This is a genomic window from Desulfomonilia bacterium (genome assembly GCA_036567785.1).
Classification (GTDB): Bacteria; Desulfobacterota; Desulfomonilia; order UBA1062; family UBA1062; genus DATCTV01.
The window spans coordinates 99,783-125,884 of sequence record DATCTV010000002.1; the positions used below are offsets into that span (position 1 = coordinate 99,783).

Annotated in this window: 18 protein-coding genes; 13 read left to right on the forward strand and 5 right to left on the reverse strand. The window is 49.2% G+C overall.

The window, feature by feature from the left end; genetic code table 11:
* Window positions 1-84 precede the first annotated feature (84 nt).
* The 4 genes from VIS94_00410 to VIS94_00425 all read left to right on the forward strand — a co-directional run bounded on the left by VIS94_00410 (window position 85) and on the right by VIS94_00425 (window position 6,033).
* Window positions 85-1,578 carry an aminotransferase class III-fold pyridoxal phosphate-dependent enzyme gene (locus tag VIS94_00410; protein ID HEY9159535.1) on the forward strand — a complete coding sequence of 498 codons (1,494 nt, stop codon included), beginning with the start codon at window positions 85-87 and terminating at the stop codon, window positions 1,576-1,578.
* Window positions 1,579-1,610: 32 nt separating this feature from the next.
* Window positions 1,611-3,365: a twin-arginine translocation signal domain-containing protein gene (locus VIS94_00415; protein ID HEY9159536.1), complete on the forward strand. Its 1,755-nt coding sequence runs from the start codon at window positions 1,611-1,613 to the stop codon at window positions 3,363-3,365.
* Window positions 3,366-3,438: 73 nt separating this feature from the next.
* A complete protein-coding gene (locus VIS94_00420; GenBank protein HEY9159537.1) occupies window positions 3,439-5,028 on the forward strand; it encodes an FGGY-family carbohydrate kinase in 1,590 nt (529 codons plus the stop codon).
* 9 nt (window positions 5,029-5,037) lie between these two features.
* Entirely contained in the window at window positions 5,038-6,033 is a 996-nt protein-coding gene (locus VIS94_00425; protein HEY9159538.1) for an endonuclease/exonuclease/phosphatase family protein, read from the forward strand.
* A 59-nt stretch (window positions 6,034-6,092) separates the two neighbouring features.
* Here the strand turns inward: VIS94_00425 and VIS94_00430 are convergent, their stop codons facing one another.
* From VIS94_00430 to VIS94_00440, 3 genes are all read right to left on the reverse strand, one after another.
* Window positions 6,093-6,959, reverse strand: coding sequence for a hypothetical protein (locus tag VIS94_00430; GenBank protein HEY9159539.1), 867 nt, complete (start codon window positions 6,957-6,959; stop codon window positions 6,093-6,095).
* Window positions 6,960-6,974: 15 nt separating this feature from the next.
* Window positions 6,975-9,110 carry a membrane dipeptidase gene (locus VIS94_00435; GenBank protein ID HEY9159540.1) on the reverse strand — a complete coding sequence of 712 codons (2,136 nt, stop codon included), beginning with the start codon at window positions 9,108-9,110 and terminating at the stop codon, window positions 6,975-6,977.
* Between the two features lie 90 nt (window positions 9,111-9,200).
* Window positions 9,201-11,738, reverse strand: coding sequence for a hypothetical protein (locus tag VIS94_00440; protein HEY9159541.1), 2,538 nt, complete (start codon window positions 11,736-11,738; stop codon window positions 9,201-9,203).
* Window positions 11,739-11,985: 247 nt separating this feature from the next.
* Between VIS94_00440 and VIS94_00445 the strand changes: the two genes are divergently transcribed.
* Genes VIS94_00445 through VIS94_00460 form a run of 4 tightly spaced genes read left to right on the forward strand, consistent with a single transcriptional unit; the run spans window position 11,986 to window position 16,924 of the window.
* A complete protein-coding gene (locus VIS94_00445) occupies window positions 11,986-13,386 on the forward strand; it encodes an MFS transporter (GenBank protein ID HEY9159542.1) in 1,401 nt (466 codons plus the stop codon).
* Window positions 13,387-13,408: 22 nt separating this feature from the next.
* A complete protein-coding gene (locus VIS94_00450) occupies window positions 13,409-15,022 on the forward strand; it encodes an alpha-glucosidase (GenBank protein HEY9159543.1) in 1,614 nt (537 codons plus the stop codon).
* A 12-nt stretch (window positions 15,023-15,034) separates the two neighbouring features.
* Window positions 15,035-16,453 (forward strand): serine hydrolase, encoded by a 1,419-nt coding sequence (locus VIS94_00455; protein ID HEY9159544.1) that lies wholly within the window; start codon window positions 15,035-15,037, stop codon window positions 16,451-16,453.
* Window positions 16,454-16,471: 18 nt separating this feature from the next.
* Complete coding sequence (locus tag VIS94_00460; GenBank protein HEY9159545.1) at window positions 16,472-16,924, forward strand: hypothetical protein; 453 nt, start codon at window positions 16,472-16,474, stop codon at window positions 16,922-16,924.
* On the opposite strand, the gene VIS94_00465 is transcribed toward VIS94_00460, so the two are convergent.
* Entirely contained in the window at window positions 16,925-18,109 is a 1,185-nt protein-coding gene (locus VIS94_00465) for an MFS transporter (protein HEY9159546.1), read from the reverse strand.
* Window positions 18,110-18,231: 122 nt separating this feature from the next.
* Between VIS94_00465 and pyk the strand changes: the two genes are divergently transcribed.
* Both pyk and VIS94_00475 read left to right on the forward strand, forming a co-directional pair.
* Window positions 18,232-19,674, forward strand: a complete 1,443-nt coding sequence (gene pyk, locus VIS94_00470) for a pyruvate kinase (GenBank protein HEY9159547.1) — start codon at window positions 18,232-18,234, stop codon at window positions 19,672-19,674.
* Between the two features lie 44 nt (window positions 19,675-19,718).
* Window positions 19,719-20,501, forward strand: coding sequence for a hypothetical protein (locus VIS94_00475; GenBank protein ID HEY9159548.1), 783 nt, complete (start codon window positions 19,719-19,721; stop codon window positions 20,499-20,501).
* Window positions 20,502-20,823: 322 nt separating this feature from the next.
* Here VIS94_00475 and VIS94_00480 read toward each other — a convergent pair whose 3' ends face one another.
* Window positions 20,824-23,064, reverse strand: a complete 2,241-nt coding sequence (locus tag VIS94_00480) for a hypothetical protein (GenBank protein HEY9159549.1) — start codon at window positions 23,062-23,064, stop codon at window positions 20,824-20,826.
* A gap of 207 nt (window positions 23,065-23,271) precedes the next feature.
* Here VIS94_00480 and VIS94_00485 point away from each other — a divergent pair, with 207 nt between their 5' ends.
* Genes VIS94_00485 through VIS94_00495 form a run of 3 tightly spaced genes read left to right on the forward strand, consistent with a single transcriptional unit; the run spans window position 23,272 to window position 26,099 of the window.
* The gene (locus tag VIS94_00485) at window positions 23,272-24,057 is read left to right on the forward strand and encodes a tetratricopeptide repeat protein (GenBank protein ID HEY9159550.1); all 786 of its coding nucleotides are present in this window, start codon (window positions 23,272-23,274) and stop codon (window positions 24,055-24,057) included.
* Between the two features lie 25 nt (window positions 24,058-24,082).
* Window positions 24,083-25,231: an acyl-CoA dehydrogenase family protein gene (locus VIS94_00490; GenBank protein ID HEY9159551.1), complete on the forward strand. Its 1,149-nt coding sequence runs from the start codon at window positions 24,083-24,085 to the stop codon at window positions 25,229-25,231.
* A gap of 49 nt (window positions 25,232-25,280) precedes the next feature.
* Complete coding sequence (locus VIS94_00495; GenBank protein ID HEY9159552.1) at window positions 25,281-26,099, forward strand: electron transfer flavoprotein subunit beta/FixA family protein; 819 nt, start codon at window positions 25,281-25,283, stop codon at window positions 26,097-26,099.
* Window positions 26,100-26,102: the final 3 nt, after the last annotated feature.

Genomic DNA, 26,102 nt, shown 5'->3' on the forward strand with positions numbered 1-26,102 from the left:
TCACGCTTGAAGATATTTCCGACTGGTTGTATATACGGTGAATAAATATTCACCGTAACGAAAACTTTTATCCAGGAGGCAAATATGTCCGAATACAAAAACACAAATATCGGTGATAAGGCACAAATCAAGAAAGGCTATTCAATATCCAGATGGCCTGATACCAGAGATATTCTCTCAAGGCTATACGAACTCGCAAACTCAAAACCTCTATATCATATCAGGCGCGACAAAATGGATAGCTACATGAAATTCTTCGATGAAAAATGCTCAAGATCCAAGGCTATGACCGACGAGGCAAAAAAGTTCATACCGGGCGGGGTTCAGCACAATCTCGCATTCAACTATCCCTTCCCTCTCGCCATTACAAAAGCGAACGGTGCCTATCTCTGGGATGCAGACGGCAACCGCTATACAGACTTTCTCCAGGCAGGCGGTCCCACGGTACTCGGGAGCAATTTCGAGCCACTGCAGGAAAAAGTAATCGAACTTATCAGGGAATCAGGACCTGTAACAGGCCTTTTCCATGAATACGAATACAAACTGGCAAAGCTTATCAGCGAATCCATGCCTTCAATTGAGATGTTCAGAATGCTTGCCACCGGTACGGAAAGCGTTATGGCAGCCATACGTGCGGCAAGAACATTCACAGGAAAAACCAAGGTCATTAAAAATGGCGGAGGCTACCATGGCTGGAGCGATCAGATGGTCTTCGGCATGCGGATCCCTGGACTCGGAAGCCTCGATGCGCACGGCATCCCTGCAGGCGCATATCAGGACACACAGGAGTTCTATCCAAACGATATTGAAGCACTCTATACGTTACTTAAAAACAATGAGACCGCAGGCGGAACCGCGGCGGTAATACTCGAACCTCTGGGTCCGGAAAGCGGTACAAGACCGGTCATTTATGAATTCAACAGACAGGCCCGCGAACTATGCGACGAATTCGGCGCCCTCCTCATATTCGACGAAGTGGTCACTGGATTCAGGCTCGGCATGGGCGGTGCACAAGGATTCTTCGGCATCAAGCCCGATCTCACCATATTCGGCAAGTGCGTTGCAGGCGGCTACCCGGCTGCCGGCGGTGTTGGCGGAAGACGTGAAATCATGGAATGCTTTGCAGCAGGGCTCCAGGGTCTTAAAAAACGTGCAATGGTCGGCGGCACGCTCTCGGCAAACCCCTTAAGCTGTGCGGCAGGATACTATGCAATCAGCATGATGAAAGAACATGATGCAGCAGTCAAGGCTGGCAAGGCTGGCGACAGGCTCACAGATGGCCTCAATGACATAATAAAACGCCATAATCTTCCCTTCATCGCTTTCAACCACGGCTCGATTTGCCATCTCGAGACATCGGCCGCAATGCTGATGGAAATTACAAATCCAAAGATATTCACCGAAGTAAACGACCGGAAGCATATAATGGAAGAGTTTGGCGCGGCGTTTTCCGCAGAAGGCATTATCTCGCTCGCCGGCAGCAGGCTGTATACCTCCATGGCAGACACGGATGACGTCATCGATAATGCCCTCGAACACTTTGAAAACGTGCTCAAGGATATAGTAGAAGTTAAGTAAGGGTACATCTTACTTCAGGAGGTGCTGTTCATATGAAGAAGAATAAATCAGGCAATCAGAAAGGCATTTCAAGACGCGATTTTCTCAGCAGGGCAGGCATAGCCGGGGCGGGTCTGATAATGCTGCCTGTTCTCGAGCCAGCAGCAGGGCTGCTGAAAGGCAGGAGTACAGTCAATGCCGATACCGGAAAAATACTCCTGAAGAACGGCCTCATTGTCGACGGAAGCGGCAAGCCTGCATTCACGGGTTCGGTCCTAATGGACAAAGGCTTCATATCCGCAATCAATCCCGATGCCATACCGGAGGATGCCAGCGTTTACGATTGCACAGGGCTTGTCATATCGCCGGGATTCATTGACGCTCATTCGCATATGGACTGGTATATGCCCATAAAGGGTCATTCCGAATTAAAAACTCCGTTTACGGAGCAGGGCATCACGACTTTCGTGGCCGGCCAGTGCGGATACAATTCGGCGGGTTTCGAGAAAAACTCGAAATATCAAGATATCCTATCGATTAGGACCAGCGGCCTTTACGACGTGACATGGTCGAGCATGGACGAGTACTTTTCATATATTCAAAACATCGGGTTGTCACACAACCTGGTCAATCTGGGCGGCCATGGCTTTACCAGAGCGTCCATCCGGGGATTCGACGCCTCCCCGATGAAGCCTGAGGAAATGAAGGAAATGCTCGGCTTGCTTGAGGAAGCAATGGATCAGGGGGCTGCAGGCGTCTCTCTGGGACTTCAGTATGAGCCGGGTATTTTTGCATCAAGTGATGAACTCGATCAGGTAGCAAGGCTCGTTAAGAAAAAGGACAAGATACTTGCCGTTCACATGAAGGCATACTCTTCCATATCCAATTCCTACCCGGTCAAGCTGTTCGGCACACCGCATAATCTTCTTGCGTTGCAGGACATGCTCGATCTGGCGAAAAAAACAGGGGTCAGACTTCAGGCATCTCACCTCATATTTGTAGGTACGCGCACTTACAAGACATATCCCAAAGCCCTCAAGATGATAGAAGATGCCAGAAAACAGGGCATCGACGTAAAGTTCGATACCTATGCCTATCACTGCGGCACTTCGATTATAAACGTATTCCTGCCGTCGTGGTTCCTTGCCAAGGCGCCCGCTGTCTATGATGACAAGGCAGCTCTGCGCAAACTCCATTTCGAAGCGGTCATGATTTTCAATCTGCTGGGATTCGGCTATGAAGACATTCAGATAACTGACTCAAAGACTCCTGAACTGAACAAATATAACGGCATGTTCATATCCGAGATCGCCAGGGAGATGAAAACAAGCAATTTTGAATGCCTCGTGGAGATCGCAAAGAAAAGCGGCGGAAAGGCCCGCGTTTTAAACCACAACTACAGCAATGACGAGATAGTGGATGCCCTGATCAAGCACCCGGATTCACTTTTCATGACAGATGCAGTTCCAACACTCCAGGGAGTGCAGAACCCGGCTGCATACGGAAACAATCCCCTTACATTGCAGCTTTCTCGCGACAAGAAGCTTGCAAGCCTTGAAGAAGTCGTAAAAAAGATGACCGGAGCTGTGGCCGACCGATACCAGATCAAGAACAGAGGCTATATTAAAAAAGGAATGTCTGCGGACGTTACCGTGTTCGACTACGCCAGAATCAAGGACAACAACACGAAGAAGATAACAAACGCAGCGCCTACGGGTATAGATTCGGTCTTTATCAACGGTGTCAGGGTCGTCTCCGGAGGTAAAGCGGACGGAAATATAAATGCAGGACAGGTGATAAAAATTTAGCTAAAAAAACAACTGCTTCACGGTTTAATACAAATTAAAGGACCGGGGAGTATATTCCCAGGAGGTATGATTTATGTATGTGATTTCGTATGATATCGGGACTACTGCCTGTAAAACCTGCATTTACAGGATAGCGGACAAGATCGAAATGGTGGATTCTTCCCTTGCAGAGTATCCGCTCTATCTAATGCCGGACGGCGGTGCCGAACAGGTGGCCGACGACTGGTGGAAAGCAGTATGTTCAGGAACGAAAGAAGTCCTGGCATGCACGAAAATCGCACCTGGAGATATTTCAGGTATCTCATTCTGCTGTCAGATGCAGGGCTCTGTCATGGTGGATCGCGCAGGAAACGCGCTTAGAAACCCCATGGGCTATATGGATGCCCGGGCCAAGAAACAGATGGAGGAAACGGTCGGCGGCGGACTCATCAAGATAAGCGGGGTGAACGCCTTTACACTCCTGAACTGGCTCAGGCTGACCGGCGGGGCAGCGGCAACAGCCAAGGACCCGATCTGGAAATACCTCTGGGTCAGGGACAACGAACCGGAAATATTCGCCTCGACGCACAAATGGCTCGACGTAAAAGACTACCTGCTCATGCGCTGTACAGGAAACTTTGCAATGACTAGAGACTCGGCCAACGTGACCTTCCTTTATGACACAAGGCCTGGAAAGCTTTCATGGCATGAAGGACTCTGCAAAAGGATAGGTGTGAACATGGATCATCTGCCGCCCGTGGTCGATTCAACAGACAAGGTTGGCGGCATTACAGAAAAGGCGGCCTTGGAAATGGGACTGAAGGCCGGAACGCCAGTGTTCGGCGGGGGCGGAGACGTATCACTGATTGCTCTGGGCGCAGGTTGCCTAGCTACGAACGATACTCACGTTTACGTGGGCACGTCAGGATGGGTAAGTTCGTGTGTAGATAAGCGCATGGTTGATGTAGGGGCTTTCGTGGCATCAATTCTCGGTGCAATTCCTGGCAAATATAACTATACGGCCGAGCAGGAAACGTCCGGACTCTGCCTCAAATGGGTGAAGGACCATCTCGCGTTAGACGAGATCGGAATATATCTCGAAAAACAGCACGTGTGCGAGAAGGAAAGCGAGTATGAAAGCCTGTACGACTTCCTCAACAAAGTCATCAGCGAAACCGAACCAGGCTCCGGTGGAGTCATATTCACCCCATGGTTCCACGGCAACCGGGCACCCAGGGAAGACCCTCATGCAAGGGCCATGTTTTTCAATCTCGGCCTGGAGACCGGCAAGCGCATGATGGTGCGCTCCGTGCTCGAAGGCGACGCCATGCACAAGCGGTGGTCGCTGGAAGCTGTTGAAAAGAGGGTCCCGAAGCAGGATGTAATCAGGTTCGCGGGCGGCGGAGCAAAATCAGAGGTGTGGTGCCAGATCATGGCGGATGTCACCGGCAAGGTTGTCGAGACCATAGAAGAGCCGCAGAATGCAGGTGCTTTGGGAGCCGCTGTCGTGACTGCTGTCGGACTAAACATATTCAAGAGTTTCGATGAGGCTAAAAGCATGATCCCAGTTAAAAGCGTATATAGTCCTCAAGACAGATACCGGGCCGTTTACGACAGGAACTTCAAGGTATTCAAGGGCCTATATGCAAACAACAGGAAGGCTTTCCATCTTCTGAACGGCTAAGGAAAAGACATGGCGCAGATAAAGGCCATGACCATAAACGTATGGTCAGGGCTCAACTACAAGGGCATTTTCAGGATGGGTTCATATGAGCCCTCAACAGAAACTGCCAGAAGGTTCGAAGGTCTGATCAGGGAAATAAAAAGGCTTTCCCCCGATATAATCACAGTAAACGAGGCCAATCCCCTGCCCCGCTATGCTGAAGAGCTTGCATCACGCACAGGATACGACTGCATATGGCATATGGGTGTATCAGGTCTGCGTCTTGGAAGGTTCGGCATACCGATCAATCTGAGAGAAGGTGATGTGATACTTGCAAGAAAGGGACTTGGACTTGAATTCTCAGGACAGATAAAGCTTGCAGGTCCCGGTATTGTCAAGCCGTCATATTCAATCCATACGGGCGACCTGACTCAGGCGCTGCTCGGGAAGATAACCTGGGAAGGAGAAATCGTGTATGTCTGTGCGACACACTGGCATGCGACTCTAGGCGGAATTGATGCATTGGAGAATGCAGAAAACCTTGCAGAGAGATTTTCATATCCGGAAAAAGAATATACCCGGGTTATTAATACGATATACGGCGACATCCGCTTCAAAATGCGTGAGGCAAGGAACACACTGAAGTTCATTAAAAAATATGTCTCTTTGGGCAACCCCGTAATCCTTATGGGTGACCTCAACGCAGAGCCGGACAGACCCGAAATAGAATGTCTGAGACTGAACGGCTTCAGTGGGGCCGCTTCCGGCGGCCCGGGCTTCACATGGGATCCTGAAACGAACACCAACCTCATAAAATACTATCCTGATAATTTCGATAAAAAATATGACAGCCTCTATGATCATCTCCGAGCCGTCTACGAAAGATCGTTCAGGCGTGAAATAGACTACATCATGGTCAACAGACTTGCGCATCTGCATGAATCAAGACTCTGCGCAAATGAACCATTTGACGGCTCGCACATTTCAGATCATTTCGGGGTGTTTGCAGAAATTGAAATCCTTTAGGATCAAGGAATATCTTTGATCTTTTCTGATACATCTGGAAGTAAAAGTCCCCTTAGACATTACAATGGCGTTGCCTTCAAATCATTGACCTTTCGAGCAATGCAGGCTGCAATGAAGAACATCCATATTATTAGCCCTATGTGCAGAACGTCATTTGCACAGAACCATATACCCTGTTTCCAGAGTTTTTCTGTCAGGCCTGAAAATAAATAGACGAAATAGGCCATGTTAATGATGCCAAGAGAGAACCAGACAATCATCAGCGTCAGCTCCTGACGCTCCCTCGTTCTGATATACCGCCTGGTGTTGATTACAAAGAGAGCGATAAAACTCGGGGTTGTGAAAAGAACCATGAGTTCGAATGAGACCATCATCTTATTCGGGATAAAGGCCCCTGTCAGGACAATGGCTAGATAAACGATTGTATTTGCTGCAGCATAGCATGAAAGCGCCCGTCGCAAGCCCCATTCGGCGCTGGAGAATGCAACGCCCTTGACGATTGCATTTATACTGATGACCGTGAATATAAGGTAGTACACTTCCCACCAGCTGGTCCAGGCACAGACAGCTCTGCCGGCGCACTTTATCTCATAGCTGAAGGCCTGATAGCTGGTCCCTGCAAGGATCGCCCCTGCTCCCCAGAAGATGAGGCCAATTCCCCACCACAGCCGCGATTTTTCATTTTCCCTGAATTTAAGGGCATAAAATCCTGTCAGAACAGTCAGAATTCCAAGAAAATAGATAAAGAATGTAGAACTGGGAACTGCAAGGACAAAATGCATCGAACCGATGGAAATATCCGTACATGGCTGGATAAGTCGCCATGTTTCAGGTGTCTGCTCCGGACAGCAGTAGGGTATCGTCTGCAGCCTGCCACAGGCTGACAGGCTTATTAAAGAAATGATCGACGCAGAGATACGCTTCATCACACCTCTAGTGTTTCAGCGGTTTTCCACACGCTCCCACATCTCGATATATCCCTCGGCAGAACGGTAAAGCGGCTTAAGTTCCTCATCCGTGAGCCCGAGATTCTTGAGGTCGGCCACGAAATCCGGGATCAGGCCATAACAGGCGATACCCTCGGTATTAAAGTCAAAGACGCGGTTTCCGGCCTTCAGCTGATTGAACTCACCGGTGCCGCCTACAGGATTTTTGAAGGGATATACAAGCGGATTGGTGGCGGGCGTCTCAGGCGGATTGCCGTCACAGGCCCGGCTACCGAAACGCGGACCAGGCTGCTTGCACATGCCGTTCACGTCGGAGCCGTATGGAATTGCAACCGGATACGGGCTCTGACTCATCACCCTCACCGCATTCTTATATGATTGAGCCCAGGACTCGGACGATATCGCACATCCTCCGTGCTTCTCCTGGTAAAGCATCAGGGATACGATACCTCCGAGATTGAATATTCTTGTGGCATACTGCCAGGTTATGCTCCCGTCAGGCGGGTCTATCCAGCTGTGGCTTGCTATTACCGGGTAACGCTCCTCCTCGCAGATCGAGAGCGCTTTGAATGCCATCTTATGGCTCATGTGGTCTGTTTCTATTATCATCTTCTTCTTTATCATCTCCCGGATGAAGAATTCACCTATGTCAGTAAGTCCTCTTTTGTTGTCTGACGATCTCATTCCGGCCGGATAATAGGGCACTACCGACCCGATTAGCGGCGCAAGCATTTTAAATAAAGGATTATCAGGATATGAGAACGAAGGTTCCTTATAGGTAAACGAAGGGTCGCTGCATTCCTCGAACTCGAAATATGACCCTCTTAGCAGGCGGTTTCCAAGATTCGGGATCACCGGCACCCAGACATTGGTCCCTCCGAAGGCATTGTTGAAAATATGGATGGGGAAGATGCTCCTTACACCCTTGTCGCGGTAAACCTGAAGCTGATCGGCAATATATTGCGGGTCGACTTTGTTCTCGTCTGCCGCGTTGAAAAGGGTTGCTACCTCAATGCCCAGGACGATGGCAAGCTTGCCGTCGGCAATTACATCCCGAGCCTCTTTGGGGGAATAAACAATGCGGAACCAGCCTTTGCCCGGACCTCCGCACTGGGCGTCTATGTAGTTTTCAAGACTCTTCACCTCATTCAGCTGACGGTCAACCGCGTTCATGTCGTTGCAGTCATAGCCGGGCAGACTGCCGTATATGCGGCACAAAAGCTCGTTGCTCACACAATGCACAACAGCCAGCCTCAAGCCGCCGAGGTATGCACGCTCTAGCCATCTGTAGTATACCATCTGATGCGTCATTGCGTTGTTGTAGGGCCAGTATTTGAAGTCGGGCCAGCCACTGGTATCGTGCCGGAGACGCCCCTCGGTCAGGTTGCCGATGAGGTCGTTTGCTCCGTTTTTCCCATGTATGTATGAACAATCCGGCAGAGCCCTGCTCACACCGAGCGGACTGAAATTCCTTCCGATTACCAGCTTGCCGCCAAAGCCCTCGTTGGCGCACAGATGAAGATGCGTATCGGCAAAACCGACTAGATTCTCTTTTGAGGGTTGCTTCATCGCTACAGCATCGGTGCTGATGTCCGCTTCAGGGAACGGGGTGCATTTTTCAGCAGTCTCTATTGTGAATTCAGACGCCTGGCCCCTGACGCCGGAGAGGTACAGTCGGCCGTCATTTGCGTCGGCTGCAAGCCACATGTTTCCTTTATAAGGCCTGAACGCAAAACGGTCATTACCAAGAGAGACGAATTCCCACATGGTATTATCATCAAGGGTTGATGTCCTTATTACATTTTTGTCCGCATCGATACTCAGATATCTGGCCCCTTTATCATAAAGCATATAGACGCCGAGATATGCCGGCTTCATGAAAAATGAGGAGGCCTTGCTCCGGTTTTCAGCTGATGCCGCATAACCGGTTGACGTGGACAGGATGAAACTGCCGTTTGCAGCCGACCTCAGGGCATAGCAGCCATTGGCGAAATCATATACGGTCTTCGCTGCGGCAGTGTTTTCTGTATTTGTTTTACCATCCGATGACTCTGAGTCTGTGTTGTCGGTACTGCAGCCTGCAAGTATCAGCAGTAAGATAACTGCAATGCAATAGTTCTTCATGTTCATAGCCACTCCTCAAAGATGAGAATTCTAATCTGACATTCATATAGCTATCAAATACCCTCTGCCACACGGGATTTTATTAATTTGATGAAGTTATTGATTCTCCTTGCTCCATCCCCACCATTCTTCATAATTTTCCGGCACGCTATCCCAGTATTTGGGGTCGCGTGACGGGTAATTCTCGGGATCTTTGTGATACCGTTCCACCCTGTTGAGCATCCTGAGATACGCCTCAGCCCCTCTGAAGAAGGAATCCAGTTTCAGGGTCGGGTCCTGTACCTGTCTGAACTTGATGAAATCAGGCATCAAACCGTAATGTGCCATGCCTTCTTTGTTCACATCGAAGGTACGTTTCCCGGTGACCTGGCGTTTGAACTTGACCTTTGATGGATCAACCACGCTTTCATTGTAAAGGCCCGGATAAAGGGGGCCAAACCCGTCAATACCATAATCGACAGCCTTTGTTGCAGTTGTATCCAGGCGTGGTAAAGAACAGGCGCCATTTACATCCGTGGTTATGGGCTGTCCAAGAACCAGATCATCTGAGGGATCGCCGTTCATATTGTACCATGAGGCAGGGACCATGTATGGTCTGCCGCCGTGGTAATAGAAATATTTCGCCCTTGCATTCTCGTTGTCCAGATACGCTCTGGAGCCAGGACCTTTCCTGCTGAGCTCGATTATGAAATTGAGATAGTCGAGATAGCAGAATCCATCGCCGTATATGCCAGGACCGGCATATGTGGGCGCTTTGCCGGCAATATGTTCGGAGAAGAGCCCGCCAAGCTGTATGATCTTGATCATGCGGGGTATGTCGAGCTGTTCATGTGTTTTTGCGTCAGGCGGTTCCAGGTCAGTGATACCGCCATGTGTTGCAATCACTCCCGGATACTTGTGTTCCCATATGATCTCCAGAGCCCTGTTGACCGTTTTGTCGCACATATGATCAACCTCGATGACAAAGCCCTTGTCTATCAGTTTGAGGATAAGCCATTCCCCGAGCTTTGTGAGCCCCATGCCATTGGCATGGCCCTTACCGGACGCTTCAGGCGGAAGGTCGGGTTCTATGATGGGGGCATATGGCAGATCAATGCCGAGCCTTTTCAAAAGCTCGATCGTCTGGGCCTGTGCCGTTGCATATTCTATCCCTGTTTCCTTATAAGTCACCCTTGGATTCGGGCTTGCCGTAATATCATAAAAATTGCCGCGCATGACCTTATTGCCAAGGTCCCAGACCATATTTACATACAGCCAGGCGCCGCCGTAGCCGTTGTTTATACCGTGAACCGGGAAAATCGTGCGGATGCCCAATTCATAATACTTATCGAGCAGGCCTTCGATCTCCTCAAGTTTTGCCTTAAGCTGGGCGCTGGTTATGTGGTGAGGATCATAAACGGGCAATTCGGCATCTGATATATAGTCTCTTCCTGCCCCGCACAATGAATCGACCTCTATTGCGAGTATTACCGCCATCTTACCCTGGCTTATCACCTTGCGTGCTTCATCCGAGCTTTTGCATATCCTGAACCATCCCTTGCCCGGACCGCCGCACTGGGCGTCTATGTAATCCTGCATCTTGTACATGTTCTTGATCTGGCTGTCGCAGATGGAAATGTCATCCTGAGGCGGCACATCCACTTTTGGCTTTATGAGGCCGTTCTTTACCACCGCAAGGACTTCGGCGTTAACCATCTCCTGTACCATGAGACGCTGCCCGGACAGCCATGCGCGCTCTATCCAGCGGTAATATGCCTGCTGATGGGTCTGCGAGTTAGCCGTGGGCCAGAATGAGAATGTAGGCCATCCGTCTGTGTTATGAGTTGAGTTGCCGTCCTGAACCATGCCCAGGAGATCAGTGGAACCGTTTTTACCGTGCAGCAGGCTGCAATCCCTTAATGCCTCCTGAATGCCAAGCGGGTTGAATGTCTCTCCCACAAAGGTTGTCTGGCCTGAAGCGAGGAAGTGATTCAGGTGAACATGGACGTCGGCAAAACCGACAATGGGTTCACCCACCGCCGGACGGGCCATTGCCATTGACGGGTCAACGGGCAATCCGTCACCGTCTTTTATATCGACATTAAGCTCAGCCTCGGGAAATGAAATGCAGTTATCAGTCCCTTCAAGCCTGAACCGGCATGATTCCGACAGACCGAATGAAAGTGAAAGTCTGCCTTCGGCAGAAGCTGAGAGAAACTTCCCTTTCGACCTGCCTCCTGAAGCTGATTTCAGTCCGAAAAGTCCATCCCCGACAGATACAAGTTCCCACATGTTGTTCTCATTCAGTGCGACCGTGCGTATCACTTTCATGTTTGCATCCACGCTCAGGTATCTGGCATCGCTGTCATAAAACATGTAGACGCCGAGATCGGATGGTTTCATGTAAAATGCCGAAGCACTGGTCTTATCCTGCGCGGCGGCACCATAAACTGAACCGGAGGAAGTTACAAATCCGCCGCTGGCAACAGATTTCAAGGCGTAGCAGCCATTGGAGAAATCATAGATAGTTTTAACAGGTGTGCTGTCTTCCCTTCCGTTTTCTTCCGCTGTCAGATCTGACTGGTGGTCTTTGCTGCTGCAGCCTGCAAGAAACAGGAGAACAGCAATGCCGAGGCAAAGGCTCTTCATTTTCATAAAAGCTCCTCCATTAACAGAATTTTAAGAATACAGAATCACAAGCTTCAATAGTAAATTTTAAGCTTACTTGGCCGTCATGTCAATGCACATAAAGACTATTTTTTATTCCTGATCATTAAAAGAGATTTCCAAATATTCTTGTTTATTGACGGGATTAAAGATTGTATTAGTTGAAACGATAATTTATTCAACTCTGATGCAGCCCCAGTTTAATGAGATTACCATTCCCGGAGGTTATTGAAAGATGCAGAAAACCGTTGAGCGTATTCCAGTATGGAAGATGATCATGTATTCGCTCGGCCAGTTCGGATGGTCGCTGCTCTCGGCAGTCGCGACACTGCTCACATATTTTTATATCCCTCCGGAAACGGGGGAAGCTGCATTTCCGCTGCTTGTGAGCCGGGAAGCAATATTCGGCATGACAGTAGTAGGCGTAAGCGGCTTCCTCGCCCAGGCAGCCGGACTCCTTTTCGACCCGCTGATGGGTGCATTATCGGACAGGAGCAAATCGAAAATGGGCCGCAGGCGATATTTCCTTCTTATAAGCTCCCTGCCGCTCGCTGTTATCTGCTATCTCATATTCAGCCCGCCATCGTCCTCACCCGGAAGGCTCAATGTGGTATGGGTTGTATCTGCAGTAGTTATATTCAACATTTTCATGTCCGTATACAGAATGCCGTACGGCGCCCTTATCCCTGAACTGGGACATACCTCAAAGGACAGGATGCTGCTCTGCACGGTCACATCCGTCACTTGGGCCCTGGGTTTTCTGGTCGGCGGCTCGCTTATCTATAATGTCAAGGATATCTTCCAGACCTCATTCGGAATGTCTCCTGTGAGCGCATTCAGAACTGTCGTGGCCATATACAGCGTGATAGGATTCATCCTGCTCTGCATACCTGTGATATTTGTCGATGAGAAACGCTACTGCACGGGTTATGTCTCGACCGAAACGCCAATACAATCCATAAAAAAAACATTTCACAACAGGGACTTCGTAATCTTTACGGCAAGCAATACCGTCTATTCCATGGCGGATGCCGTCCTGACGCTGGGCATAGTCTATTTTATGACCGTACTTCTCGGGCTTAAGGAAACATGGGTGGGAATATTCGGTGGCAGCATGTTCGCACTAAGCTTTGTGTGGTACTTTTTTGTAAACTTGGCCGCAACAAAGATCAGCAAGAAGAAGATGGTAATCTTCGCATTCTCCATTCAGGCCCTCGTATATGTAATGATATACATGGCCAGGCAGGTCCCGGTTCCGCTGATGGTTTGGGTATGGACAATCATAGTTCTTCAAAGCATAGTCGCCGCAACGACAGGCATAGTACCCGGTGCGATCAATGCGGATATAATCCGTGCTGATTCCATCAGGACCGGGGTTCAGCGTGAGGCTTCTTTCATGGGGGCCTCCAGCCTCTTCATGAAGATACCGCTCGCCCTGCCGCCGCTTGTATTCCCTTCCCTTCTTCTTCTCGGAAGAAGTCCGGAACACAATACCGGCGTAAGACTTGCGGCGCTTATTGCGTTCGGGCTCATGGCCCTGGCGGTTTTCATACTTCTCTTTTATAATGAAAAGCGCACACTTGAAACCCTGGCCGAGGAAAAAGTCCCTGATAAGGTCAGTTCACATGATAAATGATAATCGTACAATGGAGGTGAATATGCCGGAACAAAGACTGTGGTGGAAACACGGCGTTATTTATCAGATATATCCGAGGAGCTTTTATGATGCGAACGGCGACGGCACAGGCGATATCCCGGGGATAACCGCAAAGCTCGATTATCTCAAGGACCTCGGAATTGAAGGCATCTGGCTTTCACCCATCAATGTCTCGCCTATGTTCGATTTCGGTTATGATATCAGCGATTACAACGACATCGACCCCGTCTTCGGCAATCAAACTGATTTCGAACATCTTTTGGATGAAGCACACAGTCGCGGTATCAGGATCATCATGGACCTTGTCATGAACCACACGTCACACCTCCATCCTTGGTTCAAAGAGTCAGCTTCGAGTAAAGATAATCCCAAACGCGACTGGTACATATGGAAAGACCCGGTCAAAGGCCGTGTTCCAAACAACTGGATGGCGGCGTTCGGAGGACGCGCCTGGGAATTCGACAAGAAGACCGGACAGTACTACCTGCACCTTTTTCTGGCCGAACAGCCTGACGTCAACTGGCGCAATCCAGGACTCAAAAAGGCCATGTTCGACATGGTCAGGTTCTGGCTTGATAAGGGTGTGGACGGGTTCAGGCTTGATGTCTGCAACTTTTTTATCAAGGATGCCCTCTTCAGAAGCAACCCGTTCGGCATCGGTCCCAACGCACCCAGGCCCTATGATCTTCAGGACCATATCTATGATCGCGACCAGCCCGAGACTCACGTCATATTAAAGGAGTTCCGCTCAATATTGGACGGCTATCCCGAGCGAATGTCGGTTGGAGAGATTGCGGTCGAAGATCCAGGCGGAAACCACGATATAGCCTCTTCCTATTACGGAAACGGCGATGACGAGCTGCATCTTGTTTTCGACTTTTCCCACATGAACGTAAAGTGGGGAGCAGACGTGTTTTACAGACGCATTCGGGAATGGCTCACGCACATACCGGCCGGAGGGTGGCCATGCCATGTTTTCAACAACCATGACCAGTTCAGGAGCATGAGCCGCTATGCGAAAGGCCCGGAAAGCATACCCAGGGCAAAGGTCATTGCAGCCATGCTGCTGACCCTTAAAGGCACGCCTTTCATATATTACGGCGAAGAACTGGGGATGAGGAACGGCAAAATCCCGAAAAAGATGCTGCATGATCCGGTCGGCATCAAATACTGGCCGTTCCACCCGGGCCGCGACCCCGAGCGCACTCCCATGCAGTGGTCGAGTGCGCCTAATGCAGGCTTCTCCCCAGCACCCCCATGGCTCCCCGTAAACTCAGACTATGAAACGGTGAATGTCGAAACAGAACTCAATGACAGGAACTCCATACTCAACCTTTACAAGGACCTGATCGCCGTCAGGAAAAGCCGCCCTGCGCTTGAACGAGGCGAATGGGTTCCGGTGATCGAGGCAAAGAATGATGTCATCGCCTATAAACGCATCTATGAAAATGAGGAATTGATGGTTGTTCTCAATTTTTCGAATGCATCAAGAAAGGCCGGACTGGGAACGCCTCAGCTGCGAACCGTTTTTTCCACACACAGATTTAACGCAAGTGTCATATCAGGCCCTGAAATAAGGCTGATGCCTTATGAGGCGAGCATTTTCAGTCTTTAAGATGAGATGGATATGAAGAAACTCAAAAAATGGATATTATCTATACTGGCTGTTTTAATTCTCGTTACCGTCTGTGCTTTCGGTTTTTTTATCATCAAGATCGCGCCTATCGGAAGCGCATACAAGGCAAAGCGCGTATGCTCCTGCGTTTTCCTGGCGGGCCGAAATCCGGAACAGGTTATCAGGGAAGATGTTGCAGGGCTTGGATATATATGGGTTGATATCGACAATATAAATAAAAGCGTGACGGGCAGTTTTCTCGGCATGGCAAAACGAACAGCCATATACAGGGACGGTATCGGCTGCACGCTTGTCCTGGGCAAATCCGCGGATGAGCTTGGAAAACAGGCGGAAGGTTTCAAAACAACTGCAATTCAGGACCGTTCCAAAATCCCCTGGCCTGACGGAGATTTTGTTCCCGATGAGCCCTTACCATCAAACGTCAGCAGACGGCTCCTTGACAACACGCTCAAATGGGCGTTTTCGCCCGGAAGCGTAGATTCACCGATAATGGCAAGGGCGGTTGTAGTTGTTTATGACGGAAGAATCGTTGCGGAACAGTATGACGAAGGGTTTGACATTAATACCCGACAGCTCGGATGGTCGATGACCAAGAGTGCTACAAACGCTCTCGTTGGAATACTTGTCAAAGAGGGAAAACTGTCGTTAAAGGCCCCTGCCCCTGTTCCAGAATGGCAGAAACCTGGCGATCCCCGTTCGGCAATCACTTTAGACCAGCTTATGAGAATGAGCAGCGGCCTCAAATTCGGAGAGGATTATGTCTGGCCTTTATCCGATGCCATACAGATGCTTTTCAACAGGGATTGCGCAGGATGTTTTGCATCGTCAATGCCGCTAGAAACAGCACCCGATACCAGATGGCAATATTCAAGCGGTACGACAAACATCATTTCCCGCATAATCAGACAGGCTGCTGGCGGCAGTGATGCGGATTTCTTCGGCTTTCCGAAAAGGGCTCTATTTGACAAGCTCGGCATGCAGTCAGCCGTGATAGAACCTGACCCGGACGGTGTTTTTGTAGGTTCTTCCTTCATGTATGCGACGCCCAGGGACTGGGCCAGACTCGGTCTTCTCTATCTGAACGACGGCGTCTGGAAAAACGAGCGCATACTGCCGGAAGGATGGGTCAAATATTCCACCACACCGACACCCATGGCCCCTAAAGGTGAGTACGGGGCGCAGATATGGCTTAACAGAGGCCCTGCAAACAATCCAGGCCAGAGGCTCCTGCCGAATGTGCCTGTTGACATGTTCTCTTTTGAAGGATTCGAGGGCCAGCAGGTTGCCGTGATCCCATCGCACAAACTTGTCGTCGTCCGACTGGGAATTACATGGGATTATGAGGCCTGGAATTACGATGAGATAGATTATTTTTTAAGCAGTATAATAAAAGCCGTATCGGCTGAATGAGCCAGGAAGGAACAGCATATGAAGGGAAATACATCTATCAAATACACGGCAGATCATTTCATCGAGGCTGAAAAGCTCATAATCGCAGGCATTATCGCCAGGCTCAGCAGGCGTTACAAAACGGAATTCAAGGATGATTCCGCAAGATATGCAGCAGCAGTGACAGGAATAATCTTCAACATTCCCGAACAGGAAAATTACGGCAGGGACTTTCCTTTGAAGAGCAGGGAGGCCCTCGATTCTCTTGTTAAAGCACTTTCCGGGGACAGGGAAATTTGCGGCATTGTGACTCAGGCATACATAATGCGCATTGTCCATGCATCGAGGCTGAGCGGCTGCAAAACCGAAGACCTGTACAAGGATATAGAAAGACTTAAAAACCTTGGGCTGTATCTCGAGGACGGGCCTCCACCCTCACCTTCAACATTTATTCAAAGGGCAGAGGCGTTCTTCCTTGCCTCCGGTAATTAATTACAGGGAAGAAACTTTCCTTAAATACAGATAAATAACCAGTGCCGACAGGACGAAAAGGGCCGTGCTTATGTAGAACACCATATCAAGGCTTATCGTGTCCATTACAATGCCCGCCTGAACCGGGCCAATTATCATGCCCATCCCGAAAGACAGGTTGAAAAGGCCCATTGAAAATCCTAGCCCAAGATCCTTTGTACCCCTCACAAGAATTGCGTTTCCCGCAGGGTTTGAGATGGCGGAACCTGCGCCTCCGATTATGCAGAGGATGAAAAACTGCCAGAAGTCAGTGCATGCGGGTACGAATGCAAGGATGGCTGCAATGAGAAAAATCCCGGACATCAGGAGCCACAGCTTGTTGTACCTGTTCGCAAGGAATCCGCACGGCGTCTGAAGCACTCCCGCCGTTATCATGATGACCGAAGACAGCAGGCCTATCTGACTTGCACTCAAGCCCTGATTCTGTGTGACAACAGGCAGAAAGGCAAAGAGCCCGCTCTGCCCTATCGAAATTATCAAGGCATAAACGAGAAGTCCTTTGAGTATATCTGAAGACAGGGCATCTTTCAGCGGTGTTTTGCTTTTACTGATATTTTCCTTGCGTATCTGCTCCTTATTTTTCGTATCCCCGGGCACAAGTATTATTACAAGAATCAGGCTGAGCGCAAGGAATGCCGCCATCGCTATGAAAGGCGCCTTCATGTTTATACGATCCATCAGAAATCCGCCCAGGATAGGCCCTATCCCGAAACCGAACATCATGAACGTGTTGAAAATCGCCATATAGGAGCCCTCTTTGTCTCTGGGAGCAATGGACCCGACATATGCATATGCAACCGATTCCACCATTGCGGCGAGCACGCCCTCGATCAATCTTATGACTATAAGATGCGAAGCGTTCTTTGCATAGATATAGGCAAGCGCTATCGGGATGTTGAAAATAAGCCCGATTACGATGAACTGTTTGTAGCCGTATTTATCTGCAAGCCTTCCGACAATCGGATTTGAAACTGCCATGGTAAGCGCGAAGCTTGCCATTACAATACCTACCATGGTGCCTGACGCCCCCAGATTCATTGCATAAAGGGGCATTATCGGCATGAGTATGCCCACACCCAGCATGACGGCGCAGGTTGAAATGCACAGCGCTGTAAAAATGCCTATTGTACGGGTCTGGGCTTTCATAATTTTCTAACATTAGATTTCAACGGAAATATTGTCTATTAAATTTTAATCATTGACCTGAGGTAATTTTAAAAAATATTACCAATTGACAACAATGCCATAGCGTCTGTAATCTTTTTTTCATGAACATCAGACTTCCTCTTCATAAAACGAAGATAGTGTGCACAATCGGCCCCGCATCAAGAGACAGGACGGTCCTTAAGAAAATGATCGCCAACGGCATGAATGTGGCAAGGCTTAATTTCAGCCACGGCACCCCGGAAGAGCACAGGCGAGATATCAGCGTCATAAAGGAAATCTCAGCATCGCTCGGAAAACCGGTTGCAATACTTGCTGACCTGCCGGGCCCGAAGATCAGGCTTGGTATACTCAAAGAAGGCTCCGTCATGATGAAAAAAGGTGAGATCACGACGCTCACCACAAGGGATGTCCGCGGGACTCATGATCTTATCCCGGTCCAGTTCGAAGAGCTGCCACGCAGCGTAAAAAAAGGCGGCATGATCTATCTTAACGACGGGTTTGTCCAGCTCAAGGTCATGGATATCGGCGAAACGGATGTGAAATGCAGGGTTTTCATCAGTGGGCAGCTCCTTTCGCATAAAGGGCTCAACCTGCCCGGGGCTAATATTGACATCGATGCCGTAACAGATCACGACCTTGAACTCCTCAAATTCGGGATCGAGGCAGGTGTGGACGCGGCAGGGGTCTCATTCGTCAAATCCGCCGCTGATATCGTGAAAATAAAGGATGCTGCAAAATCACACGGCAGAAATATCCATGTTGTGGCCAAAATCGAGAGGATAGAGGCCTTCAGAAATATCGATTCAATCCTTGAAGCCGCTGACGGGATAATGGTTGCACGAGGTGACCTCGGTGTCGAGACGCCTATCGAGAATGTCCCGATCCTGCAGAAGGAATTGATCTTCAAGGCGAACCTAAAAGGCAAGCCGGTAATTACGGCAACACAGATGCTCGAGTCAATGACCGACAACATCCGGCCAACAAGGGCTGAAGTCACGGACGTGGCTAATGCTATTCTGGACGGAACCGATGCGATAATGCTTTCCGAAGAGACAGCCATCGGCAGATATCCTTCCGAAACGATTGCCATGATGGCAAAAATTGCCGTCTCAACTGAAAAAAAACGTTTTCATCTGGCCGGGGGTCCGGAAATAAGCCAGGCAGTAAGAAGCCTCCTGTTCTGCAAAAACATTTCATCCGAAGATGTAATATCGCTTGACGCGCTGGAGGCGATCAACTCGCTTAAAATAAAATATGTGCTTGCCCCTACCCGCACTGGCGGGACGCCTAGAAGAATTTCGAGATATAAGCCCGATTCATGGATAATCCCCATCTGCCCCGCTGAAGACGTACGGAATTTCCTGCTCTTCTCATATGGCACCCTGCCCGTGGTGCATTCGGACACTGTTTCCGATGATACAATCATTGACGGGCTTAAAAGCGCCGGAAAGATAAGATCAGGAGACAGGATACTTATAGTGAGAAGGCTCCCCGAAGAAAAAGCTGGAAAAGTGAATTCGCTAAAGATAGTAACCCTGGCATAAGACTGTTAGAACAGACACTAAATGAATGACACGGAGGTAATATTATGAAAAAACTCTCAGGCCTTACCCTTATCGTCCTTATCGCCCTATCGTGCATGTTTCCGGGAATTGCTTCCGCCGATATAATGCTCAAGCAGAAGCATCATACCGACAGCTACCAGGTAATGGGCAACAAGATGCCGGCAAAAGACACCATTGAAACCATATGGATGACAAAAGACGGGTTCAAAAGCGATGGCCCTGATAACTCCATGATATTCAGGATCGACAAAAATACCGTCTACATTATCGAGAAAAAAGACAGGACATACATGGAACAGTCTCTGAATGCTGTTGGCAAAGCCATGGAAGATGCACTCAGTCAGAATGGCATGTCGGCTGAAGACAAGAAGGCCATGAATGCCATGATGCAGAACATGATGCAGTTCAAACTTACGATTAAGGAGACCGGAGAAACAAAAAAGATCAACAACTGGAACTGCAGAAAATACGATATGAGGCTTGATTCGGCAATGGGGCCATCACTGTCAACCATATGGGCTACTCAGGACATCAAGATAGATCAGGCCCTCTTTTCAAAGTTCAAGGCGCTCAGCATGTCGATGACCAGTCAGGCGGGAATGAAGGATTCATTTGAAAAAGCACAGAAGGAGTATGCAAAAATAAAAGGCATCTCGGTTCTTACAACCACATCCACTAACATCATGGGCACACAGATGAAGTCTTCTGTTGAGCTCCTCGAATACAAGGATGGCAGCGCGCCTGCCGGCATTCTGGACATCCCTGCCGGTTACAAAAAAATCAGCTCCCCGGCCATGAATAAATAATTTTATCTTTGATATTTAAAACAAGAGGTCCTTATCCGGTATGCCGTTCATAAAAGACAGCAGGATAAAGGGCCTTTTTTATGTGCCTGAAGAAACTTCCAATATCCCAAAAAAGCACCCGTGCCCCGACTGCCATTCCTGCCGTATGTGCCCGGAGATAAAATGTGAGCTGTGCATAAATAAAAATCCCGGCTTAAGTGCGGGTTGCCTGAAGATAAATTGCAGTAACGGACAAAAGGAATGATCAATCCTTGACGGCCTGTCACCTTCAGGGTCTTCCCTTGACTCAACTTATATTGGATGTCCCATTTAATACCATGTATTACGGTACAACATACATAGACTTTGACATGCCTTCACTAATTTTCTGCTGGCCTAGTTCGCTATCTGCTTCATAAAGAACATCACGCAATTCTGGAGACTCAGAAGTTCCCGCTACGGCACTCCCTCCTATTGCCAGTTCATCATCCGCCAGGTTGAATTCAGGAAAGGAGTTAGCCTTAGTCATAAGCATGTCGGTACATATATCCTTCCAGTATTCACCTTCAGGGTAAATTCCATAACAGTTTACATCAGGGACCATTCGCCAGACATAAATAACAATATAAATGTAGCGATATTCCCATTCGCCACTTGGTTGCTGTATATCATACTTAAAATGGTATGCCCTGTTTTCACACTTGCGCATTGCTATCACATGCACGCTGGCAGTTGCGGTTCCCATCGACTCGCTAAGGGTACCCTGCACGAGCACCGCCTCTACGCTTATGGTGTCAGTCCCTTCCTGTTTGTCCGCAAGATAGCTCACCTTGCTGTAAGTCGTCTCGAACGAGTTGTCGGATTGACCGGTATCCGGATTTACGAGCTTGCCGAATGAGCCCGATGTACTCCATCTATAGTGAACTACTGCGCCTGATGGCAGGCTTTCACTGAGGTCCGGAACATGGGCTTCCAGCCAGCAGTATTCCTCTTTCGCTACATCCTGCTCTTCAGGTGATAAAGTGACTCTGGGAATCGTTGCGTCCAGTTCCCATACATTACAGGGATATGCAAGATAGACGTTCCCTGTGGACATAACCCCTGAAACCAGGGTTCCTATTGCGTCGACTACAGTTATTGCGGAACTCAGACGACTCGCCATTGTTGCTGCTGACGGGAACATATCCTGACCAACAGCCTTTGTAATGACTTCAAGAAGGGCCTGCCTGAAAGAGTTGTTAGTTGCAATGGCACTCATGAGCGCCGTCATGGCAGCGCTCAGGTCATGGTTTTCTATTGCCGTGCCCACATCTGGCACGGTTGAGTTGATTATTGAAAGAATATCCTGAAGAACATTGTTAGCAGTAAGCAGTTTTGCAACCTTATACTGTGAGAGCGGTGATTGTGGAACCAGGCAGTTTGCTATAAATGGTATGGCAACATAGGTCAGCATGTATTCCAGAGAAAGCTCTTCGTATTTTTTGGTCTGGGCGGCAGTCATTGCATGGCCTTCACCGGTTCCCGGTCCTATGACTGTAAGCCTGAAATGAGTCCTGTCGGCGCCTGCGGCCATGGGAAGTGTGAAAGGTCCTGTTGTAACTTCAGCAAACGCCAGATTCTGGTTTGACAGCAAATCCCAGAGTGTAGCTATGGTGCCGTTGAACATCTTTACCGGAGCGATGTCGAATTCGAGAATCTTCCTGAAGTCTTCGATCTCCTGCTGGCCGTCTGCAAGCCTGTATCCTGTCTGTTCGAGATAGCCATAGGCGGGTCTTATGAAGCGGTTGGACAACTCCATACAATTCAAGCCCGAGGCAATGTTTGCGGTTATACCGCTCTGTTCTTCAGGAGGATTCACAAGTACTGCATTCGTAATGCCACTCGTGAATGAAAGGTTCTGCTCATGGACAGGCACATTATAATTTCCGCTCCCGGAGACTGTTACTTTGATCCCGCTCTTATTATCGATTTCAGGACTATGACTGGACATCATTTTCTGTGCATTGAAAAGGCTGATAAGACTATTTAGCGCATCAGCCATATTGTCATTCCTGCCCATGGAAAAAGCGCCGGGATTTGACTTTATCTCCGATGCAATAACTTTACCCAGTTCATCAATTTCCTCAGTGGCCTTTAAAGCATTTATGGCATCATTGCATGCATCGGGCGGCAGACTGAAAAATCCCAGGGCATAGAACAATATCACTTCCGATGTTGTCCTTACACTCATGGGCCTTTCATCACCTGTCCAGCCAAAAAGAACAGGTTCACCTGATATGGTCTCGGCAACCATCAGCAAAGGGCCTTCTTCAAATCCCAGGGCGTTGAAAGAACCGTCCTGCGAAACCTGGGATACACCTCTTGCTGTACGTATCCGAAGACTTTCGGGCGTTAACAGCAAGCCTTCGGGAAGTTCAATAGTACCCGGAATAGATACCGGAGTCATTTGAACAGGATGATCAGGCACATCTGCCGTATCTATGATGTCGTCTGAACCGCTTCCGCCGCCGCAATCAGCAGTAAGTGAAATAAGAAACAAAACAATGATTATCCGGATAATTGCCGTTAAATCGACTTTTTTCATACTTCCCTCCCCAATAAAAATACCCTGATTTCGTGTTTGAATGTTCTGCAGGCAACATCAGGTAACACTGTAAATTCTATTCCCAATATTCTGTTTGTCAAGCACAAGACCTGAAATACTTTTTGAATAAAAGGAATTATTGCCATTTTTAAGGACAAATGCTACCTCTTGCCTAAGGTACAGCCCCAACCAATAACGGAGTAAACAATGGAATATGCAATTATCATTCTGATATTCGCGGCGGCAATTGCAGCTATATGGTTTATTTCTTACAAAGGCGGCTTCAGGCATGGTTCAGGGAACATCGAAAGGCAGATGAAAGCCGCCGAGCACGGCGACGTCTTCGCCCAGTATGAACTGGCGAAAAAATATCATGAAGGCATCGGTGTGGATAAAGATATCCGCAAGGCATTCAACTTGTATCTAAAGGCCGCTGAACACGGCCATGTAGAGGCGCAGTTCATAACCGCAACATTCTTTGATAAGGGCTGCGCCGGCATTGAGCCGAATAATGACGAAGCATATAAATGGTACCTGAAAGCGGCATCTCAGGGTCATGCCCGTGCTCAGTTCGAAGTCTCATCCGACAGATGGGGCAGTACCATTTCAAAAATGCAAATAGACGGCGACAGCATATCCTTTTCATCATCCGGTTCAGAACATGTCCCGAGCAAAGCCCCCTACCCCAGGGAAAAACTTGAAAGGCTCATGAATCAGGCCGAAGACGGCGATGTCGACGCACAATATGACCTTGGAATAAGATATTACAGCGGCGACGGCGTTGAAAAGGACCATGCAAAGGCAGTCAAATGGTTTACAATGGCCGCCGAACAGGATGATGCACAGGCGCAGTTCAATCTCGGCATAATGTACGGACGTGGCGAAGGAGCAGGCAAAGACATCAATACATCCATGCAGTGGCTGAGAAAGGCTGCTGAACAGGGACATGCCGAAGCCGTCAGTATGCTTTCAAAAATGAGCGGCAGAAAGTAAACCTTCCTTTTTTCCGGAGGCGGATTTGGACTTTAATCCTGACATGAAACACAAGGTTGTAAGAAAGGCTGTCCGTGAGTTTGCCGAAACCGAACTTGGTCCTGTTGCACATGACATCGACCGTGAGGCGAGATTCCCCTGGGAAGTCATAGAAAAAATGAAACTGCTCAATTACTTCGGCCTTCAGGCGCCGAAGGAATATGGCGGGGCCGATCTCGACGGAATAAGTTATTCAATTACGATCGAGGAACTTTCCAGGGTTAGCGCGGCCGTTGGCCTGTGCATAACCGTTCATAACAGCGTAGGAATGTTCCCGATCGTCAAATTCGGTTCTCGTGCGCTAAAGGAAAAGTATCTCCCGAAACTAGCAAGCGGCGATATAATCGGAGCATTCTGCATAACGGAGGCGAATGCAGGCTCCGATGCAGGCGCAGTCGAGACGACAGCTGTCAAAGACGGAAGCTCCTACATCATAAACGGTACAAAAATATTCGTCACAAACGGCGCAGTCTGTGGTGCACCTCTCATATTTGCCGTTACCAATCCTGAAAACCCGAAAAAGGCGGCAAGTGTATTCGTCGTGGATAAAGAGACGCCGGGATTTTCGGTAGGAGAATGCGAGGATATGTGCGGCATGCGTGCAAACCCGGTTTCTTCGCTATTTCTTGAGGATTGCAGGGTTCCTGCGGAAAACATGCTGGGGACTCCGGGCGACGGTCTCAAGATAGGCCTTACCGCACTCGATACCGGCCGTATAGGGATTGCCGCACAGGCCCTCGGAATCGCACAGGCCGCATTCGAGGCATCAGTCAGATACTCGAAGGAGCGCCAGCAGTTCAGGAAACCCATCTCATCCTTCCAGACGATCCAGAACATGATAGCGGACATGGCGCTTGAAGTCGATGCCGCAAGGCTCCTTCTATACCGGGCAAGCGCGATGAAGGATTCGGGGGTGCAATTTTCGGCTGAGGCAGCAATGGCGAAGCTCTCATGCAGCGAGACGGCGTCAAGGGTTACATCGAGGGCGGTCCAGATTCACGGCGGTTACGGTTACAGCAAGGAATATGATGTGGAGAGGTATTTCCGCGACGCAAGAGTCACCGAGATATATGAAGGCACCAGCGAGATACAGCGGATGGTAATATCCCGGGCCGTGCTTTCAAGGCCCGTATAGAAAAAGAAGCACAAAAAAACAGGCTTCTCATTAAATTCAGGAGCAGGCAGTGAAATTAGTAGTATGCATTAAGCAGGTCCCGATGGTGACCGAACTCCCCTGGAATGCTGAAACCGGGAATCTGAGACGCGACCTCTCCGAAGGGGTGATGAACCAGGCCTGCAAACACGCCCTCGAGGCTGCGCTCAAGCTGAAGGAATCCTATGGCGGACACATAACGGCAATCACAATGGGTCCACCTCAGGCGAAAGAGGTGCTTTTCGAGGCGTCTGCCATGGGGGCGGATGTAGGTGTGCTTATAAGTGACAGAGCGATTGCCGGGTGCGACACGCTGGCCACATCCTATACACTGGCCTGCGCAATAAAGAAGGCATGCCCCGATTTCGACCTCATCCTGTGCGGATGCTATACGAGCGACAGCGAGACCGGTCAGGTAGGCCCGCAACTGGCCGAAGACCTTAACCTGCCCGAAGTGGCATGGGTCGAATACATGGAAAAGAACGGCGAGACACTTTCTGTGACAAGGCAGGCTGACGGATTTCTTGAAACGCTAGAATTCGACCTGCCCGGGCTGGTTACCATTTCGACAAAACGTTATCTTCCCAGATACATTTCATTTTCCGACATAAACACTTCCTTTGACGATGCAGATATAATCACGCTTGATGCAAGAGCCATCGATGCCGACCCTGTTAAAATCGGACCGGCGGGCTCACCTACGAAGATTATCGGTATCAGTTCGACGAAGTCGGGCAAAAAAAATGTCGTCCTTAAAGGTCCTGCAAAGAAAGTCGCACATGAACTTTTTGAAAGATTCGGCGAGCGTATAGCAGGGGCCATCGGCAAAGATATGGCTAAGGGGTCATAAAAT

Bases quoted from the DNA above. Each gene is read 5' to 3' on its own strand.
- VIS94_00410 (HEY9159535.1), top strand. From the start codon at position 85: ATGTCCGAATACAAAAACACAAATATCGGTGATAAGGCACAAATCAAG.
- VIS94_00415 (HEY9159536.1), top strand. From the start codon at position 1,611: ATGAAGAAGAATAAATCAGGCAATCAGAAAGGCATTTCAAGACGCGAT.
- VIS94_00420 (HEY9159537.1), top strand. From the start codon at position 3,439: ATGTATGTGATTTCGTATGATATCGGGACTACTGCCTGTAAAACCTGC.
- VIS94_00425 (HEY9159538.1), top strand. From the start codon at position 5,038: ATGGCGCAGATAAAGGCCATGACCATAAACGTATGGTCAGGGCTCAAC.
- VIS94_00430 (HEY9159539.1), bottom strand. From the start codon at position 6,959: ATGAAGCGTATCTCTGCGTCGATCATTTCTTTAATAAGCCTGTCAGCC.
- VIS94_00435 (HEY9159540.1), bottom strand. From the start codon at position 9,110: ATGAACATGAAGAACTATTGCATTGCAGTTATCTTACTGCTGATACTT.
- VIS94_00440 (HEY9159541.1), bottom strand. From the start codon at position 11,738: ATGAAAATGAAGAGCCTTTGCCTCGGCATTGCTGTTCTCCTGTTTCTT.
- VIS94_00445 (HEY9159542.1), top strand. From the start codon at position 11,986: ATGCAGAAAACCGTTGAGCGTATTCCAGTATGGAAGATGATCATGTAT.
- VIS94_00450 (HEY9159543.1), top strand. From the start codon at position 13,409: ATGCCGGAACAAAGACTGTGGTGGAAACACGGCGTTATTTATCAGATA.
- VIS94_00455 (HEY9159544.1), top strand. From the start codon at position 15,035: ATGAAGAAACTCAAAAAATGGATATTATCTATACTGGCTGTTTTAATT.
- VIS94_00460 (HEY9159545.1), top strand. From the start codon at position 16,472: ATGAAGGGAAATACATCTATCAAATACACGGCAGATCATTTCATCGAG.
- VIS94_00465 (HEY9159546.1), bottom strand. From the start codon at position 18,109: ATGAAAGCCCAGACCCGTACAATAGGCATTTTTACAGCGCTGTGCATT.
- pyk (HEY9159547.1), top strand. From the start codon at position 18,232: ATGAACATCAGACTTCCTCTTCATAAAACGAAGATAGTGTGCACAATC.
- VIS94_00475 (HEY9159548.1), top strand. From the start codon at position 19,719: ATGAAAAAACTCTCAGGCCTTACCCTTATCGTCCTTATCGCCCTATCG.
- VIS94_00480 (HEY9159549.1), bottom strand. From the start codon at position 23,064: ATGAAAAAAGTCGATTTAACGGCAATTATCCGGATAATCATTGTTTTG.
- VIS94_00485 (HEY9159550.1), top strand. From the start codon at position 23,272: ATGGAATATGCAATTATCATTCTGATATTCGCGGCGGCAATTGCAGCT.